Below are 13,779 nucleotides of genomic sequence, written 5' to 3'. Positions count from 1 at the left end.
CCCGGCCCGGCCGCCCTCCCGTCGGCCCCGGGCCTGCCGGCGGACGCGCTCCGCAGCCTCGCCGACGCCGTCGCGGCGGAGGCCGCGACCCTGACGGAGGCCACGGCCCGGGCCGCGCCGGCGGTCCCGCGCGACGGCCCCTTGCGGCTCCTGACCCTGCAGCTGCACCCGGCCGACCTCGGCGCGGTGGTGGTCCGGATGCGGCTCCAGGACGGCCGGCTCGAGATGAACCTGCACGCCGGCCGCGAGGAGACGGCGGAGCTGCTGCGCAGGGACGGGGGCGCCCTGGCGGAGCTCCTGCGCGGCGCCGGCTACCGGCCCGACGTCGTGGTCCAGCCCGGCGGGTCCGAGCCGCCGCAGGACCGGGCCGGCGCCCGCGACCCGGCGCCGTCCTTCGGGGGCGGCGCGGACGGGCAGAACCAGGGCGGCGCCGCGCCCGACCAGCCGGCGCGCCGCCCGGCCGTGCCGGACGGGCACCGGATCGAGGAGCAGGGACATGAGGCGCATCCTGGCGAGCGCGATCGCGGCGGCCTGTATCTCTAGCCCGGCCCGCGCCGCGGTCTGCGAGGAGCAGATGGCGCAGGCCGCCGCCCGGCACGGCGTGCCGCTGGGGATGCTCTACGCGGTCGGGCTGACCGAGAGCGGGCGGCGCGGCTCGCTGCAGCCCTACGCCATGAACATCGCCGGCCAGGCCTATTTCGGCACCAGCGCGGCCGACGTGGTGCAGCGCCTCGCCCGGGCGCAGGCCAGCGGGGTGCGCCTGATCGACCTCGGCTGCATGCAGATCAACCACCATTACCACCGGGCGCAGTTCGCCTCCCTGGAGGCGATGATCGACCCGCGCGAGAACGTCGAGTACGCGACGCGCTTCCTCAAGGCGCTGCGGGCCCGGGAGGGAAGCTGGACGCTCGCGGTGGCGCGCTACCACGCCGGCCCGAACAACAACCCGGCCCAGAAGCAGTACGTCTGCCGCGTCATCACCAACATGGTGGCGACGGGCTTCGGCAGCTGGACGCCGGGGGCCCGGGCCTTCTGCCGGTAGGGACGGGCTCCCGAGGAGTCCCGCGCGGCGGCCCGCCGCGACCGCCCCGGGTGCGGCGCCCGGTCGCCCGCCGTGCTAGGATGGCGGCATGTCCCGCCCTCCCCTCGCGCTCCGCCGCCTGACCCCCGCCGACCTGGCGCTCGCCCGCGCGCTGAACGCCCTGTTCGGGGACGCGTTCGAGGACCAGGGCAGCTACGGGGCCGCGCCGCCGGACGACGCCTACTTGGCGGGCCTGCTCGGGAAGGAGCACGTCGTCGCGCTCGTGGCGACCGCGGGCGACGACGTGCTGGGCGGCCTCGTCGCCTACGAGCTCGACAAGCTCGAGCGCGCGCGCCGGGAATTCTACATCTACGACCTCGCCGTCCGCGCCGGGCACCGGCGGAGAGGCATCGCGACCGCCCTCGTCGCGCACCTGCGGGGGCTCGCCGCGCGGCGCGGCGCCCGGGTGGTCTTCGTTCAGGCCGACCACGGCGACGACCCGGCGATCGCCCTCTACGAGAGCCTGGGCACCCGCGAGGCGGTGCTGCACTTCGACATCGCGGTCCCGCCGCGGGCGTGATCGCGGCGGGGCCGGGGACCGCGCCGGACCGGGGCCCTCGCGCGCGTCGCCGAGCGGGTGCCCTGAGCCGCGGGAGCGCGCGGGCCGCCGAGCCCTCCGCGGGGCTCAGCCCACGAAGGTGTAGCCGATGTAGCGCCTGGCCTCGATCGGGTCGTGCCCGAGGCGCTGGGCCAGCTTCTTGCGCAGCTTGCTCACGTGGCCCTCGACCACGCTCTCCTCGACGCCGTCGCTGTAGACGCCGTAGACCCCGTTGAAGACCTGGGTCTTGGTCAGGCGGCGCCCGCGGTTGCGCACCAGGAGCTCGAGGATGTGGCGCTCGCGCCGCGGCAGGGCGAGCGGCTCGCCGTCGATCTCGGGGTCGCGCCCGTCGAAGAACACCTTCAGGCGCCCGGGGCCGGCGCGGACGTCCCCGGCGGCGGGCCGGCCGCCGTTCACCCGGCGCCAGATCGCCTCGGAGCGCGCCAGGATCTCGCGGACGTGGACGGGCTTGGGCAGCACGTCGTCGATGCCGGCATCGAAGAGCACCAGGGTCTGCTCCAGGGAGCGGACGTCGCTGAGCGCGATGATCGGCGCGCGCGAGTGCCGGCGGATGGAGGCGGCGCAGCGGGCGCGCTCCGCGAAGTCGCCGAGCAGGAAGCCCTGGATCGCGTCGAGATCACCCTGGGAGGCGGATCGGATCCAGGTCCCGAACTCGTCGGGCGAGAGGGCGAAGGACGAGATGCCCTCGCGGTCGAAGCCGGCCTTGTAGCCGGCATGCACCGACTTCCTGGCATCGACCAAGAAATACATCCGTCCCGTCTCCGTCCTGCGGCCGTCAGGCACCGCACCCGCCGAGGTCCCGTCTTGCGGGCGCGCTTACAATCTTTGCTTGCGCAACCTGATTTACTCGCCCCGCACCTCGGGAATCGTCCGCGGACTTGCGATTCGCCCGCGTCATCGATCCATGTCCGCGCCGGGCGGGCGGGTCAATGACGGCGCCGCCACAGGCCGGTCTACCCTTGGGTCAGGCGCGCGAATCGTCCGGGGGTGTGGACCGGAGGGCGCGCTCCCGGGCGCCCGCCCGGCCCGGCGCTCACCCGCGGGCGAGGCGGGCACCCGAGAGCGCGCGCGCGAAGGCGTCGAGGCAGAGGGGCGGGCCCTGCTCGGCCAGGATGCGCTGGATGGCGACGCCGACGGAGCGGCCGTCGAGGACGAGCTTGAAGAACACCGTCACGGGCGTGGTGACGAACTCCATGTCGAGGATCACCTGCATCGAGCGGCCCCAGTCGAGGCGGACGTCGGCGGCGTCGGCGTAGGTCAGGGTCGCGTCCTTGAAGAAGGGCTCGGCCGAGGAGGCGACGAGGTCGGCGATGTTGCCGTGGCGCTCGCCCCGGACCCAGGCGATGAGCACGCCGCCGTCGAGCAGGCAGAACTCGGCGATGAAGTCGCGGATCTCGATCGCGAGGACGCGCTCGGCCGCCGTGAGCGCGTCCGCCGAGGCGGCCCGGCCGTGGGGGCGGTCGTGACCCTCAAACATCATCGGGATCTCGCGAACAGGAAGAACAGGATCTGCGCCACGGCGCGGTAGAATTCCGCCGGGATGGTCTGGTCGACCTGCGCAACGTCGTACAGGGATCTTGCGAGAGGCTTGTCCTCGATCACCGCGATGCCGTGCTCCTCGGCGATCTCGCGGATGCGGAGCGCGATCAGGTCGCGGCCCTTGGCCAGCACCAGGGGGGCCGGGTTCTCGGCCGGCTCGTAGCGCAGGGCCACGGCGAAGTGGGTCGGGTTGGCGATGACGACGGTCGCGCGGTTCACCGCGGCGAGCATCCGGTTGCGGGAGCGGTCCTTGGCGAGCGAGCGCAGGCGGCCCTTGACGGCGGGGTCGCCCTCGACCTGCTTGTGCTCGTCCTTGAGCTCCTGGCGCGACATCCGGAGCGAGCGCTGCCAGCGCAGGCGCGCCCAGACGAGGTCGCCCGCCACGATGACGATGGTGGCGATGCTCACCGCCGAGACGAGGCGGATCGCGATCGAGAGAATCAGCTCGGGGAGCTGGCCGGGGTCGACGAACATGGCATTCACGGCTTTCGCCCGCTCCGAGCGCAGGAGCAGCAGGACGACGAGACTGACCGAGAGGACCTTGAGCACCGCCTTCAGGAACTCGACCTGCCCCGGGCGCCCGAAGATCCGGCCCCATCCGGCGGCCGGGGAGACCCGGGACCATTTCGGGGCGATCCGGCCGGAGACGAGGCGCGGCACGTTCTGGAGGAGCGAGGCGCAGAGCCCGAAGGCGGCGAGCACCAGGAGGACCGGCACGAGGAAGCGGGCGGCCGTGAGGGCCGTCGCCCGCAGCAGCACCAGGGCGTCGCCGCCGCTCTCGAGCGCGAAGCCCCGGGGCCGGTCGAGGAGCGGGGAGAGCTCGCGGGCGAGCCGCCCGGCCCCCTCGCGCACGAGCAGGCTCAGGGCGACGAGCAGGCCGAGGATCGAGGCGAAGACCGGCGCCTCCCGCGAGAACGGCACGTCGCCCTTCTCGACGGCCTGGCGCACCCGGCGCTCGCTGGCGGCCTCGGTCCTGCCCTCCGGGTCGGTCCCCTCAGCCATGGCCGGCGCGGCCCGCCTCAGCGGATGAGGGCGTCATCCTCGCCTCCCGGGTTGATCTCGATCTCGCCGCGCCCCGCCATGTCCATGGCGAGGTCGGTGATGCTCCGGCGCGCCTCCGTGACGTCGCGCTGGGCCGCGGGCTCGCCGCCGTTCAGCTCGTGCTCGACCATGCGGCGCACCCGGGCCGAGAGCGCGCCCAGCACGACGGCGCGGAACTCGGCCTCGGTGCCCTTGAGGGCGAGCACCAGGCGGTCGTTCGGCACCGCGTCGAACAGGGTGGTGCGGGCGCGCGGCGCGAGCTTGACGATGTCGTCGAAGGTGAAGAGCAGGCCCTTGAGGATCTCGACGGATTTCGGGCGCGACTCGGCCAGGCTCGTGAGCGCCTCGTCCATCTGGTGGCGCTCCATCTTGTTGATGATGTCGGCCATCTTGGCGTGGGTGTCGGCGCCCGAGTTGCGCGACCCGTTGATCAGGAAGTCCTCGTGCAGCGTCCGCTCGACCGCCTGCAGGATCTCGTCGAGGACGGGCTTGAAGCTCAGCATCCGCCGCATCACGGTGTTGCGCAGGGGAAGCGGCAGGTGGCCCATGACCTTCGCGGCGGTGGCCGGCCTGATCCGCGACAGGATCAGCGCCGCGGTCTGGGGGTGCTCCTTCACGAGGTAGCTCGCGAGCACGCTCTCCGACACCCCCGCCATGCGCTCCCAGACCGAGCGGGTGGCGCTGCCGCGCACCTCGGCCAGGATGTCGGCGACCTGGTCGGCGGGCAGGAGGCCGGCGAGGAGCTTCTCGACCTCCTGCGCCGTGCCCACGAGGCTCGCGCCGCCGGAGAACTCGCCGGCGAAGGACTCGACCACGGCGTCGACCTGGCCGGGGCTCACCGCGCCGAGCTGCACCGCCGAGCGCGTGATGCGCTTGAGCTCGTCGGGCTCGAAGTACTTCAGCAGGCGGCCGGCGGCGGGCTTGCCCATCGCGAGGAGCAGGGTCGCGACCTGATCGACCGGTGCGAGCTGCCTCTGCGCGTCGCGCACCGCCGGGGGGGCTGCCGCCATCACGCGCCCCGGCCCTCAGCTGGCCGGGTCGGGCGCGGCCGGGCCGACCACCTCGGTCAGCGAGACGCCGAAGCGGGAATTGTCCTCCTCCACGATCACGATCTCGCCGCGGGCGACGACCCGGCCGTTGACCATCACGTCCACGGGCTCGCCGACGCGGTGGTCGAGGGGCACGATGGCGCCGCGCCCGAGCTTCATCAGGTCGGCGACCGGCATCGTGGCCGAGCCCAGCACCACCTGGACCAGGACGGGGATCCGCAGGATCGCCTCGAGGTTGCGGGTCCCGGCCCCCGGCGGGCCGGCGGCGGGAGGGAGGGTGCCTGTCTCGGGGAAGGGGCTGCTGCTCATCGCGGGCTCGTGTGGCGGCCTTGGAAGGTCATGCTGATACCCGCCCTGGCTGATCCGAGGCTGTCGGGGGGGCGGCGGCGCGGGCGTCCTCCCCCGCCCGGGCGAGGGCGCCCGGGGTCCCCTCCTCCGCCCGGGCAAGGGCGCCCGGGGTCCCGTCCCCCGCCGCGGCGGTCTCGCGCCGCCCCGCCTCCAGGGCGGCGAGGACCGCGCGGGCCTCCTCGATCTTCAGGCTCAGGGCGTCGAGGACCTCGCGGCCCTCGCCGGTGAAGCCGCGCACCGCCTCCCCGGCGCTGGCGAGGGCCCGGCCGGAGGCCGCCATCGCCCGGCCGTACTCGGCCTGGGTCCGGTCGAGGCGCTTGAGCTTCAGGTACATCGGCACCACGCAGGCGCTCGTGCCCGCCAGGGCGGCGAGCAGCACGCCGTCAACCAGCGCGGCCATGATCCACGCCCTCCCCGTCCTGAGCGATCGGCTCGTCGATCCGGAGCACGTAGGCGCCCTGCGACTGGCCCGCGCGGCACCAGAACAGCGGCCTGTCGTTGCCCTCGAGCTTGATCCGCGTCGCCGGCGTGGCGTCGAGGGCGATCACCTGCCCGACCCGGAAGCCGGCGATCTCGCCGAGGCTCAGGTGGCGCTCCTCCATGACGGCCCGCAGGGTCACGGTGGCCTTCTGGACCTCGGCGGCGATCTGCTGGGCCCAGCGCGGGTCGCGGGCGGCGGACTCGCCCGTGAGCACCTTGGCGAGGTCCGGCCGCAGGGGGTTGAGCACCGTCTGGGGGATGATCAGGAACATCTCGCCCCCGCGGTTGAGGGCCTGGAGCAGGAACGTCGCCTGCACGGCCTTGTTGCTGCGCCGGCCGATGACGGCGAACTCCATCCGGGTCTCCATCCGCTCGAGGCGGAACGGCGTCCGGGAGACGAGGCCGAAGGAGGCTTCGAGGGCCCGGCCGACCTGCTCGAGGATCATCCGGGCGAGGCCGAGCTCGATCGCCGAGAAGGCGCGCTCGTCCTCCAGCGGCGGCTCGGCGCCGTCCGCCCCGAACAGCACCTCCGCCATGGTGAAGACGAAGTCCCGGTCGAACCCGACGAGGACGTGGCCGTCCCACCCGGGGGCGTGGAAGATGCCCACCACCGCGCCGGTCTCGTAGGCGTCCAGGAACTCGCCGAACCGCCCGCCCCGGACGCCGCTCAGCGCGTAGAAGATCGCCGAGGCGGCGAGGTGCTTCAGCGCGTCGCCGCAGGCGGTGGCCAGCCGGTCGAAGATCAGCTGGAGCATCGGCAGCCTGTCGAGGGACAGGCCGGCGGCCTCCTGGATGCGGCTGCGGATGTCGGCCGGCGCGGTGAGGAGCGGCGCGTCCATGGTCAGGCCGCCTCGCGGGCTGCCGCGCCCGGCACGGTGGCGCTCTCGACCTCGTCGATGGTCGGGCGGTCGGCCGAGGCGATGCCCTTGCGCCCGTGCTCGATCGCGACCTGCGGCAGGGCGCCGTTCATGTAGGCGATCAGGCTCTGCTTGACGATGACGTAGACCGAGCCCTGCTTCTCGCGGGTGCCCTTCACCTTGATGGCCAGGGGGGCGAGCATGCCGTAGGAGGCGAAGATGCCCACGAAGGTGCCCACCAGCGCCGCACCGATCAGGCCGCCGAGGATCTGGGGCGACTGGTCGAGGGCCCCCATGGCCTTCACGATGCCGAGCACCGCCGCCACGATGCCGAGCGCCGGCAGGGCCTCCGCCACCGTGGTGATGGCCGCGTAGGGCTTGAGGCTCGTCTTGCGCTGGGTGCCGATCTCCTCCTCCATCAGCGCCTCGATCTCGTGCGAGCGGGCGTTGCCGATCAGGATCAGCCGGGCGTAGTCGCAGATGAACAGCACCAGGTCCTGGTTCTTCGCGACGTCCGGGTAGGCCTTGAAGATCTCGGAATTGGCGGGATCGTCGAAATGCGTCTCGACCTCGTTGCGGGGCTTGGTCTTCAGCTCGCGCATGATGGCGTGGAGGAGCCCGAGGAGCGCGAGGTAGTCCTTGCGGTTGGGCACCTTGTTGGTGATGGCCTCCAGGGTGGCGCGGCCGGAATCCACCACCGTCTTCATCGGGTTGGCGATCACGAAGGTCCCGGCCGCTATGCCCCCGATGATGACGAACTCCCAGGGCTGCCAGATCACGATCAGGTGGCCGCCCATCGCCACGAAGCCGCCGAGCATGCAGCCCACCGCGATGATCAGGCCGATGAAGATCCCCATGTCGGGCTCCGCCGCGCGGGCGCCCGCTCGTGGGCCGCCGCATCGGGACAGCCCAGTAGGCCCGGTGGCTTGCGCGGGGCTGAAGCCCGGCGCCCGCGGGCGGACGCGTCCGCGTGGGTCGACCCCGCGCGGGCGCGGGTCAGGCGGGGCGGGTCATTCGGCCGCCACCATGTCGGCGCCCCAGAGCTCCGGGTCCAGTTCCTCCCGGCGGTCGGGGAACAGCAGCGCGCAGCCGAGCGTCACGACGCTGAAGGCGGCCAGGACCAGGGTCGGGGTCGCGAGCGAGCCGGTCCGCTCGTGCAGGAGGCCGACCACCGGGGCCGCGGCGGCGCTGCCCAGGAAGCCGACGAAGAAGCGCACCGAGTACATGCGGGTGCGCAGGGCGGGCGAGATGTAGCGGGCCGTCATCGTCTCGTTGAGCGTGACCTGGCCGAAGAGCGCCGCCGAGACGAGGCCCGCCGTCGGCACCACCATCCAGCCGCTCACCACCGCGAGCGCGGCCAGCGCCGGCACCAGCACCAGGCTGAGGGGCAGGAACAGGCGCTTGAGCGTCGTGCGGTCGATCAGCCGGCCGACCGTGAACTGGGCGAGGGCCCCGCAGAGCGTCGCCGCGAAGGCCGCGGCCCCGATCAGCGGCAGGGCCTGCCCGCCGAGCCGCTCCTGCATCAGCTTCGGGATCAGGAGCGTGAAGGCGTTGAACACCAGGCCGGACACCGCCGCGAGCAGCAGCAGGACGATGACGGCCCGGCGCACGAGCGCCCGCGGAATCGGGGCGAACGGCCGGGCGGCGCGCAGGCCCGCGCCGTGGGCCGCCGGGAGCCGCAGCCAGGCCGCGCCGAGCCCCAGGAACACGAGGCCCGGCACCACGAACGCCGCCTGCCAGCCGAACCAGGCGGCCAGCGCCGCGGTGGCGACCGGCGCCAGCGCGACGCCGAAATTGCCGCACACGCCGTTGGTGCCGAGCGCCCGCCCCGGCCGGTCCTCCGCCGCCTCGACCAGCATCGCGGTGCCGATCGGGTGGTAGATCGCCGCGAAGGCGCCGGCGGCGGCGAGCGCCAGTTCCAGGGTCAGCGGCGTCGGGGCCGCCCCGCTCGCCACCAGCGCCGCCCCGGTGCCGAAGAAGTAGGTGGCGATCATCGCCCGCCGGCCGAAGCGGGCGGCGAGCCAGCCCTGCGGCAGGGACAGGAGGCCGTAGAGCACGAACATGCCCGTCGCCAGCGCCAGGATCGGCCCGTAATCCCGGCCGAACGCCCCGCCCTCCACGGCCATCGCCAGCACGGCGGTCGGCAGGATCAGCAGGCAGTAATGGCACAGGGAGTGCGCGGCGTTGATGTAGGCGATCACCCGGGCGTTCGGCGACATGGGGCTGTTCCTCGCGAGCCACCCCGTTGTAGCCTGCGGCAATGACGACATCCGGCCAAATCCTGTCGCCGTCCAGACAAGCCGCGATCCGCCCCTACGAGACCGCGCCCCGCCCGCTCGTGGGCTTCGCCAAGGACTACGCGGCCGGGGACGCGACGGGGCTGCACGCGCATCCCCGGGCCCAGCTGCTCTACGCCGTCTCGGGCGTGATGCGCATCGACACGCCGCGGGCCGCCTACATGGTGCCGCCGAGCACGGCGCTGTTCCTGCCCGCCGGCGCGCCGCACGCGGTCCGGATGGACGGCCCCGTGGCGATGCGGGCGCTCTTCCTGCGCGAGGATGCGGCCACCCGGGTCGCCACCCGGACCGCCGTCATCACGGTCTCGGCCCTCTTGCGCGAGGTGATCCTGGCCGCCTGCGCCGAGCCGCTGCACTGGGACCTGGGGGGCCGCGGCCACCACCTGGCCGAGCTGGCGCTCGACGAGATCGCCCGGGCCGCCTCCCTGCCCCTCGGGCTGCCGATGCCGCGCGACCCGCGGCTGTGCCGGGCGGTGGCGGCGCTGCGCGCGCGGCCGGACGACCCGCGGGGGCTCGACGCGCTCGCCGCCCTCTCGGGCGCGTCGAGCCGGACCCTGGCCCGGCTGTTCCGGGCCGAGACCGGCCTCAGCTTCCGCCAGTGGCGCCAGCAGGCGCGCATGAGCGAGGCCCTGAGCGCCCTGACCGACGGGGCCAGCCCGGCGCGGGCCGCCGCCATCGCGGGGTTCGCGAGCCAGCCGGCGTTCGGGGCGGCCTTCCGGGGCCTGTTCGGCATCACGCCCGGGCAGGCCCGGCAGCGGGGCCGGCCGGCGGCGGCCGCTCACATCTCGACGCGGGTGCCGAGCTCCACCACCCGGGTCGGCGGGATGAGGAAGTAGTCCGAGGCGCTGACGGCGTTGCGGGTCATGAAGGCGTACAGGATCTCCTCCCAGCGCGACAGGTCCGGCCGCACCGACGGGACGGGCGTCTCCCGGCCGATGAAGAAGGAGGCCTCGTCCGGGTCCACCCCGACCGCGTCGCGGTGCAGCCGCAGCGCCGCCATCACGTCCGGCTTCTCGGCGAAGCCGAAGACGATCCAGACGAGGTGGAAGCCGGACGCGAGCGGCTCGACCCTGACGCGCCGGGCCTCCGCCATCCTGGGGGCCCGGTCGGTCGTGACCTTGAGGAGGACGACCCGCTCGTGGACGACGCCGTTGTGCCGGACGTTGAGGGCGAGCGCCGCGGGCACGATGTCGGTCTGCTTCGTGAGGTAGACGGCGGTGCCGCGCATGCGCGCCGGGGCCTGCGGGCGGTCGAGCCCGGCGATGAAATCCTTGAGCGCCATCGCGTTCTCGTCGCGGCGGGCCAGCACCACGAGCCGCCCCTTGCGCCAGCACAGCATCAGGGTGAGCGTCACGGCGCCGACCAGCAGGGGAAACCAGCCGCCGGCCGGGATCTTGTGCAGGTTGGCCGACACGAAGGTCAGGTCGAGCAGCAGGACCGCGCCGGCGACCGGCAGCACGAGGGCGGCGGGCCAGCGCCAGAGGCCGTGCGCCACCACCGCCACCAGCAGCGTCGTCACCAGCATGTCGCCCGCCACCGCGATGCCGTAGGCGTTGGCGAGCGCGTCCGAGGAGCGGAACCCGAACACGAGCGCCATCACGACGGCGGCGAGGAGCCAGTTGACCTGCGGGACGTAGACCTGACCGGCGGATTCCTCCGAGGTCTGCCTCACCTCGAGGCGGGGCACCACGCCGAGCTGGATCGCCTGCTGCACGAGCGCGAAGGCCCCCGAGAGCACGGCCTGGCTGGCGATGATGGTGGCGGCGGTGGTGAGGAGCACCGCCGGGATCAGCAGCCAGCCGGAGAACAGCAGGAAGAACGGGTTCTCGGCCGCGCCCGGATCGGCCAGCACCAGGGCGCCCTGCCCGAGGTAGTTCAGCACCAGGGCCGGCATCACGAGGGCGAACCAGTTGATCCGGATCGCGGTGCGGCCGAAATGGCCCATGTCGGCGTAGAGCGCCTCGCCCCCCGTCAGGGCGAGGAACACCGAGCCCAGCACCACGAAGGAGGTCGCGCCCCCGGCGTGCCCGGCATACGCCACGGCGTAGCGCGGATCGAGGGCCAGGAGCACCCGCGGATTCTGGACCAGGTGGGCGATGCCCGCGAGCGCCAGCACCCCGAACCACGCCGCCATCACGGGCCCGAACAGGTAGCCGACCTTCCCGCTGCCGCGGCTCTGGATGGCGAACAGGCCCACGAGGACGAGGGCCGCGATCGGGACCACGTAGGGGGAGACCGCCGGCACGGCGATCCGCAGGCCCTCGATGGCGCTGAGGACCGAGATCGCCGGCGTGATCATCGCGTCGCCGAAGAACAGGGAGGCGCCGGCGAGGCCCGCCACCAGCAGGGGGCCCCGCAGCCGCCCGGCCACCGGCAGGGCCAGGGAGAGCAGCGCCATGGTGCCGCCCTCGCCCTCGTTGTCGGCGCGCATGACGAGGACGACGTACTTGAGGGCGACGATCAGGATGATGGCCCAGAACACCATCGAGAGCACGCCGAGCACGGTCGCCTCGCGGCCGAGGTCGCCGGCGGTCTTGAGCGACTCGCGGAAGGCGTAGATCGGGCTGGTGCCGATGTCGCCGAAGACGATGCCGAGGGCGCCGAGCAGCAGGGCCGGGCGGAGCGGGTGGGCGGCGGCGGCGGGCGTCGATGCGGCGGCGACGGAACTGCTCATGATGGCGATCCTCGGGGCGTCCGGTCCTCAGGGGGGTCCTCAGGCGCGGATGCCGCTCCGTGAGCGGCGGGCGAGCTGGTTCATCGCCTCGACGAAGCCGGAGAACACCATCGCCGAGTAGATGTAGCCCTTGGGCACGTGCAGGCCGAACCCGTCGGCGATCAGCGTCATGCCGATCATCAGCAGGAAGCCCAGGGCCAGCATCACGATCGTGGGCTTGCGGGCGATGAACCGGCTCAGGGGCCCGGCCGCGACGATCATCAGCCCGACCGAGACGACGACGGCCGCCATCATGATGGGCACCTGCGTCGTCATGCCGATGGCCGTGATGATCGAGTCGAGCGAGAACACGATGTTGAGCGCGCAGATCTGGGCGATCGCGCCGCCGAGGCCGAGCGGGCTCGCGCCCGCCCGCGCGGACGAGGCCCCGTCGTCCCCGGGCTCGATGCGCTCGTGCATCTCGGTCGTGGCCTTGTAGACGAGGAAGAGGCCGCCCGCGATCAGGATCATGTCCTTCCACGAGAAGTCGTGCCCGAACGCGCGGAGGACCGGCTGCGTGAGCGAGATGATCCAGGCGAGCACGAACAGGAGGGCGAGGCGCATCAGCAGGGCCAGGACGAGGCCCCAGCGCTGGGCGAGCGGGCGCTCGGCCTCGGCGACCCGGTTCGAGACGATCGACACGAAGACGAGGTTGTCGATCCCGAGCACGATCTCCATGACGACGAGCGTGAGCAGGGCCACCCAGGCGGCGGGGTCGGCGGCCAACGCCCCGATGCCGGCGAGCGCGCTCATCCGGCGCGGCCGGGGCGCGGCCGCCGGGGCGCGGCCGCGGCCGGGTCCGGGACGGAGCCCGGGATCCGGGCCGCGAACGCGCCGGGACGCCGCGCCGCTCCTCGCCGGGCGCCCCGGGTCACTGCGAGGCGCCGGCCGTGCCGGCCGCGATCACGCTGAAGCCCTGGGCCTCGAAGAAGGGCCTGGCGGCGGCGCTCCTGAGGAAGGCGAGGAAGCGCGCGCCGCCCTCGCCCCGGGCCTCCGCCGTGACGGCGAACGGGTACACGACCGGCGGGTGGCTGCCGGCCGGGAACACGCCGACGATCCTGACGCCGGGCTCGGACCTGGCGTCGCTCTCGTAGACCACGCCGAGGGGCGCCTCGCCCCGGGCCACCAGGGCCAGGGCGGCCCGGACGTTGTCGGCCTGCGCCAGGCGCGGCTGCAGCACCGGCCAGACGCCGAGCGCCTCGAAGGCCGCCCGGGCGTACTTGCCGACCGGCACCGTGCTGACCTCGCCCGTCGCGAGCCGCCCGTCGGGCCCGAGCGCCCGGGCGAACCACTCCGCCGTGAAGGCGAGCTCGCCGACCCGGGCCTCCCGCGGGGCCACCACCACGAGGCGGTTGCCGAGCAGGTTCACCCGCGTCTCGGGCCGGATCAGCCCGCGCGCCGCGAGGTAGTCCATCCACTCCAGGTCGGCGGAGGCGAACAGGTCGGCCGGGGCGCCCTGCTCGATCTGGCGCGCGAGCGCCGAGGAGGCGGCGTAGCTCGTGCGGACCGGCCCGCCGCCCTCAGCCGTGAAGGCCCGGCCGGCCTCCTCGAGGGCATTCCTCAGGCTCGCGGCCGCGAACACGGTGGCGGGTTCGGCGGCCGCCGCCGGGGCGAGGCCGAGGAGCGGGCCGAGGAGCAGGGCGACCGCCCCCGCGGCACGGACGAGCTTGAGCATGGCGACGATCCCTCGCGGCGGTGGCGCACGGCCGGCAGGCGCGCCGGCCGCCCCCGCAGCCGGCGCCCGTGCTATATGTCGCCGGGAGCGGCCGGGGCCAGGGCGCCGCGGGCCGGCGCCCTGGCCCCGGCGCGCGGGCC

General features: G+C 74.0%; 16 protein-coding genes. 4 read left to right on the top strand and 12 right to left on the bottom strand.

The genetic code is table 11. From position 1 onward, the window contains the following. From fliK to DT057_RS30555, 3 genes are all read left to right on the top strand, one after another. Positions 1–543, top strand: a 543-nt coding sequence (gene fliK, locus DT057_RS30565) for a flagellar hook-length control protein FliK (RefSeq protein WP_162501554.1), incomplete at its 5' end; no start/stop codon positions are given. Beyond that, positions 497–1,042: a transglycosylase SLT domain-containing protein gene (locus DT057_RS30560; protein ID WP_128565825.1), complete on the top strand. Its 546-nt coding sequence runs from the start codon at positions 497–499 to the stop codon at positions 1,040–1,042. The genes fliK and DT057_RS30560, both read left to right, overlap by 47 nt. An 88-nt stretch (positions 1,043–1,130) precedes the next feature. Then, positions 1,131–1,601, top strand: a complete 471-nt coding sequence (locus DT057_RS30555) for an AAC(3)-I family aminoglycoside N-acetyltransferase (protein ID WP_128565824.1) — start codon at positions 1,131–1,133, stop codon at positions 1,599–1,601. A 105-nt stretch (positions 1,602–1,706) separates the two neighbouring features. On the opposite strand, the gene DT057_RS30550 is transcribed toward DT057_RS30555, so the two are convergent. The 9 genes from DT057_RS30550 to DT057_RS30510 all read right to left on the bottom strand — a co-directional run bounded on the left by DT057_RS30550 (position 1,707) and on the right by DT057_RS30510 (position 9,173). After that, positions 1,707–2,390 (bottom strand): response regulator transcription factor, encoded by a 684-nt coding sequence (locus tag DT057_RS30550; protein ID WP_128565823.1) that lies wholly within the window; start codon positions 2,388–2,390, stop codon positions 1,707–1,709. A gap of 283 nt (positions 2,391–2,673) precedes the next feature. Then, positions 2,674–3,120 (bottom strand): hypothetical protein, encoded by a 447-nt coding sequence (locus DT057_RS30545; protein WP_128565822.1) that lies wholly within the window; start codon positions 3,118–3,120, stop codon positions 2,674–2,676. Beyond that, the gene (locus DT057_RS30540) at positions 3,117–4,181 is read right to left on the bottom strand and encodes an EscU/YscU/HrcU family type III secretion system export apparatus switch protein (protein WP_128565821.1); all 1,065 of its coding nucleotides are present in this window, start codon (positions 4,179–4,181) and stop codon (positions 3,117–3,119) included. Before DT057_RS30540 ends, DT057_RS30545 begins: the two co-directional genes overlap by 4 nt. Positions 4,182–4,198: 17 nt before the next feature. After that, entirely contained in the window at positions 4,199–5,230 is a 1,032-nt protein-coding gene (locus DT057_RS30535) for a flagellar motor switch protein FliG (protein ID WP_128565820.1), read from the bottom strand. A 15-nt stretch (positions 5,231–5,245) separates the two neighbouring features. Next, on the bottom strand, positions 5,246–5,578 hold the full coding sequence (fliN, locus tag DT057_RS30530) for a flagellar motor switch protein FliN (protein ID WP_128565819.1): 333 nt from the start codon (positions 5,576–5,578) through the stop codon (positions 5,246–5,248). A gap of 28 nt (positions 5,579–5,606) precedes the next feature. Then, positions 5,607–6,017, bottom strand: coding sequence for a hypothetical protein (locus DT057_RS37585; RefSeq protein WP_238314029.1), 411 nt, complete (start codon positions 6,015–6,017; stop codon positions 5,607–5,609). Further along, positions 6,001–6,936: a flagellar motor switch protein FliM gene (locus DT057_RS30520; RefSeq protein WP_128565818.1), complete on the bottom strand. Its 936-nt coding sequence runs from the start codon at positions 6,934–6,936 to the stop codon at positions 6,001–6,003. The genes DT057_RS37585 and DT057_RS30520 overlap by 17 nt, the downstream gene beginning before the upstream one ends. 2 nt (positions 6,937–6,938) lie before the next feature. Next, entirely contained in the window at positions 6,939–7,811 is an 873-nt protein-coding gene (gene motA / locus DT057_RS30515) for a flagellar motor stator protein MotA (RefSeq protein WP_128565817.1), read from the bottom strand. Between the two features lie 153 nt (positions 7,812–7,964). After that, positions 7,965–9,173: an MFS transporter gene (locus DT057_RS30510; protein WP_128565816.1), complete on the bottom strand. Its 1,209-nt coding sequence runs from the start codon at positions 9,171–9,173 to the stop codon at positions 7,965–7,967. A 41-nt stretch (positions 9,174–9,214) separates the two neighbouring features. On the opposite strand from DT057_RS30510, the gene DT057_RS30505 reads away from it, so the two are divergent. Continuing rightward, the gene (locus DT057_RS30505) at positions 9,215–10,087 is read left to right on the top strand and encodes an AraC family transcriptional regulator (RefSeq protein WP_128565815.1); all 873 of its coding nucleotides are present in this window, start codon (positions 9,215–9,217) and stop codon (positions 10,085–10,087) included. Here the strand turns inward: DT057_RS30505 and DT057_RS30500 are convergent. From DT057_RS30500 to modA, 3 genes are all read right to left on the bottom strand, one after another. Further along, positions 10,030–11,925 (bottom strand): potassium transporter Kup, encoded by a 1,896-nt coding sequence (locus tag DT057_RS30500; RefSeq protein WP_128565814.1) that lies wholly within the window; start codon positions 11,923–11,925, stop codon positions 10,030–10,032. The genes DT057_RS30505 and DT057_RS30500 overlap by 58 nt on opposite strands. Positions 11,926–11,964: 39 nt before the next feature. After that, positions 11,965–12,717: a TerC family protein gene (locus tag DT057_RS30495; RefSeq protein WP_128565813.1), complete on the bottom strand. Its 753-nt coding sequence runs from the start codon at positions 12,715–12,717 to the stop codon at positions 11,965–11,967. A 118-nt stretch (positions 12,718–12,835) separates the two neighbouring features. Continuing rightward, the gene (gene modA, locus DT057_RS30490; RefSeq protein WP_128565812.1) at positions 12,836–13,639 is read right to left on the bottom strand and encodes a molybdate ABC transporter substrate-binding protein; all 804 of its coding nucleotides are present in this window, start codon (positions 13,637–13,639) and stop codon (positions 12,836–12,838) included. Positions 13,640–13,779: the final 140 nt, after the last annotated feature.

The sequence above is a fragment of the Methylobacterium crusticola genome (assembly GCF_003574465.1).
GTDB classification, from domain to species: domain Bacteria; phylum Pseudomonadota; class Alphaproteobacteria; order Rhizobiales; family Beijerinckiaceae; genus Methylobacterium; species Methylobacterium crusticola.
The sequence above is the reverse complement of the archived record's forward strand: the minus strand, read 5'-3'. Positions and strand labels throughout refer to the sequence as shown.

Excerpts from the sequence above, each read along its gene's own strand:
- DT057_RS30560 (WP_128565825.1), top strand. The coding sequence starts at position 497 with ATGAGGCGCATCCTGGCGAGCGCGATCGCGGCGGCCTGTATCTCTAGC.
- DT057_RS30555 (WP_128565824.1), top strand. The coding sequence starts at position 1,131 with ATGTCCCGCCCTCCCCTCGCGCTCCGCCGCCTGACCCCCGCCGACCTG.
- DT057_RS30550 (WP_128565823.1), bottom strand. The coding sequence starts at position 2,390 with ATGTATTTCTTGGTCGATGCCAGGAAGTCGGTGCATGCCGGCTACAAG.
- DT057_RS30545 (WP_128565822.1), bottom strand. The coding sequence starts at position 3,120 with ATGATGTTTGAGGGTCACGACCGCCCCCACGGCCGGGCCGCCTCGGCG.
- DT057_RS30540 (WP_128565821.1), bottom strand. The coding sequence starts at position 4,181 with ATGGCTGAGGGGACCGACCCGGAGGGCAGGACCGAGGCCGCCAGCGAG.
- DT057_RS30535 (WP_128565820.1), bottom strand. The coding sequence starts at position 5,230 with ATGGCGGCAGCCCCCCCGGCGGTGCGCGACGCGCAGAGGCAGCTCGCA.
- fliN (WP_128565819.1), bottom strand. The coding sequence starts at position 5,578 with ATGAGCAGCAGCCCCTTCCCCGAGACAGGCACCCTCCCTCCCGCCGCC.
- DT057_RS37585 (WP_238314029.1), bottom strand. The coding sequence starts at position 6,017 with ATGGCCGCGCTGGTTGACGGCGTGCTGCTCGCCGCCCTGGCGGGCACG.
- DT057_RS30520 (WP_128565818.1), bottom strand. The coding sequence starts at position 6,936 with ATGGACGCGCCGCTCCTCACCGCGCCGGCCGACATCCGCAGCCGCATC.
- motA (WP_128565817.1), bottom strand. The coding sequence starts at position 7,811 with ATGGGGATCTTCATCGGCCTGATCATCGCGGTGGGCTGCATGCTCGGC.
- DT057_RS30510 (WP_128565816.1), bottom strand. The coding sequence starts at position 9,173 with ATGTCGCCGAACGCCCGGGTGATCGCCTACATCAACGCCGCGCACTCC.
- DT057_RS30505 (WP_128565815.1), top strand. The coding sequence starts at position 9,215 with ATGACGACATCCGGCCAAATCCTGTCGCCGTCCAGACAAGCCGCGATC.
- DT057_RS30500 (WP_128565814.1), bottom strand. The coding sequence starts at position 11,925 with ATGAGCAGTTCCGTCGCCGCCGCATCGACGCCCGCCGCCGCCGCCCAC.
- DT057_RS30495 (WP_128565813.1), bottom strand. The coding sequence starts at position 12,717 with ATGAGCGCGCTCGCCGGCATCGGGGCGTTGGCCGCCGACCCCGCCGCC.
- modA (WP_128565812.1), bottom strand. The coding sequence starts at position 13,639 with ATGCTCAAGCTCGTCCGTGCCGCGGGGGCGGTCGCCCTGCTCCTCGGC.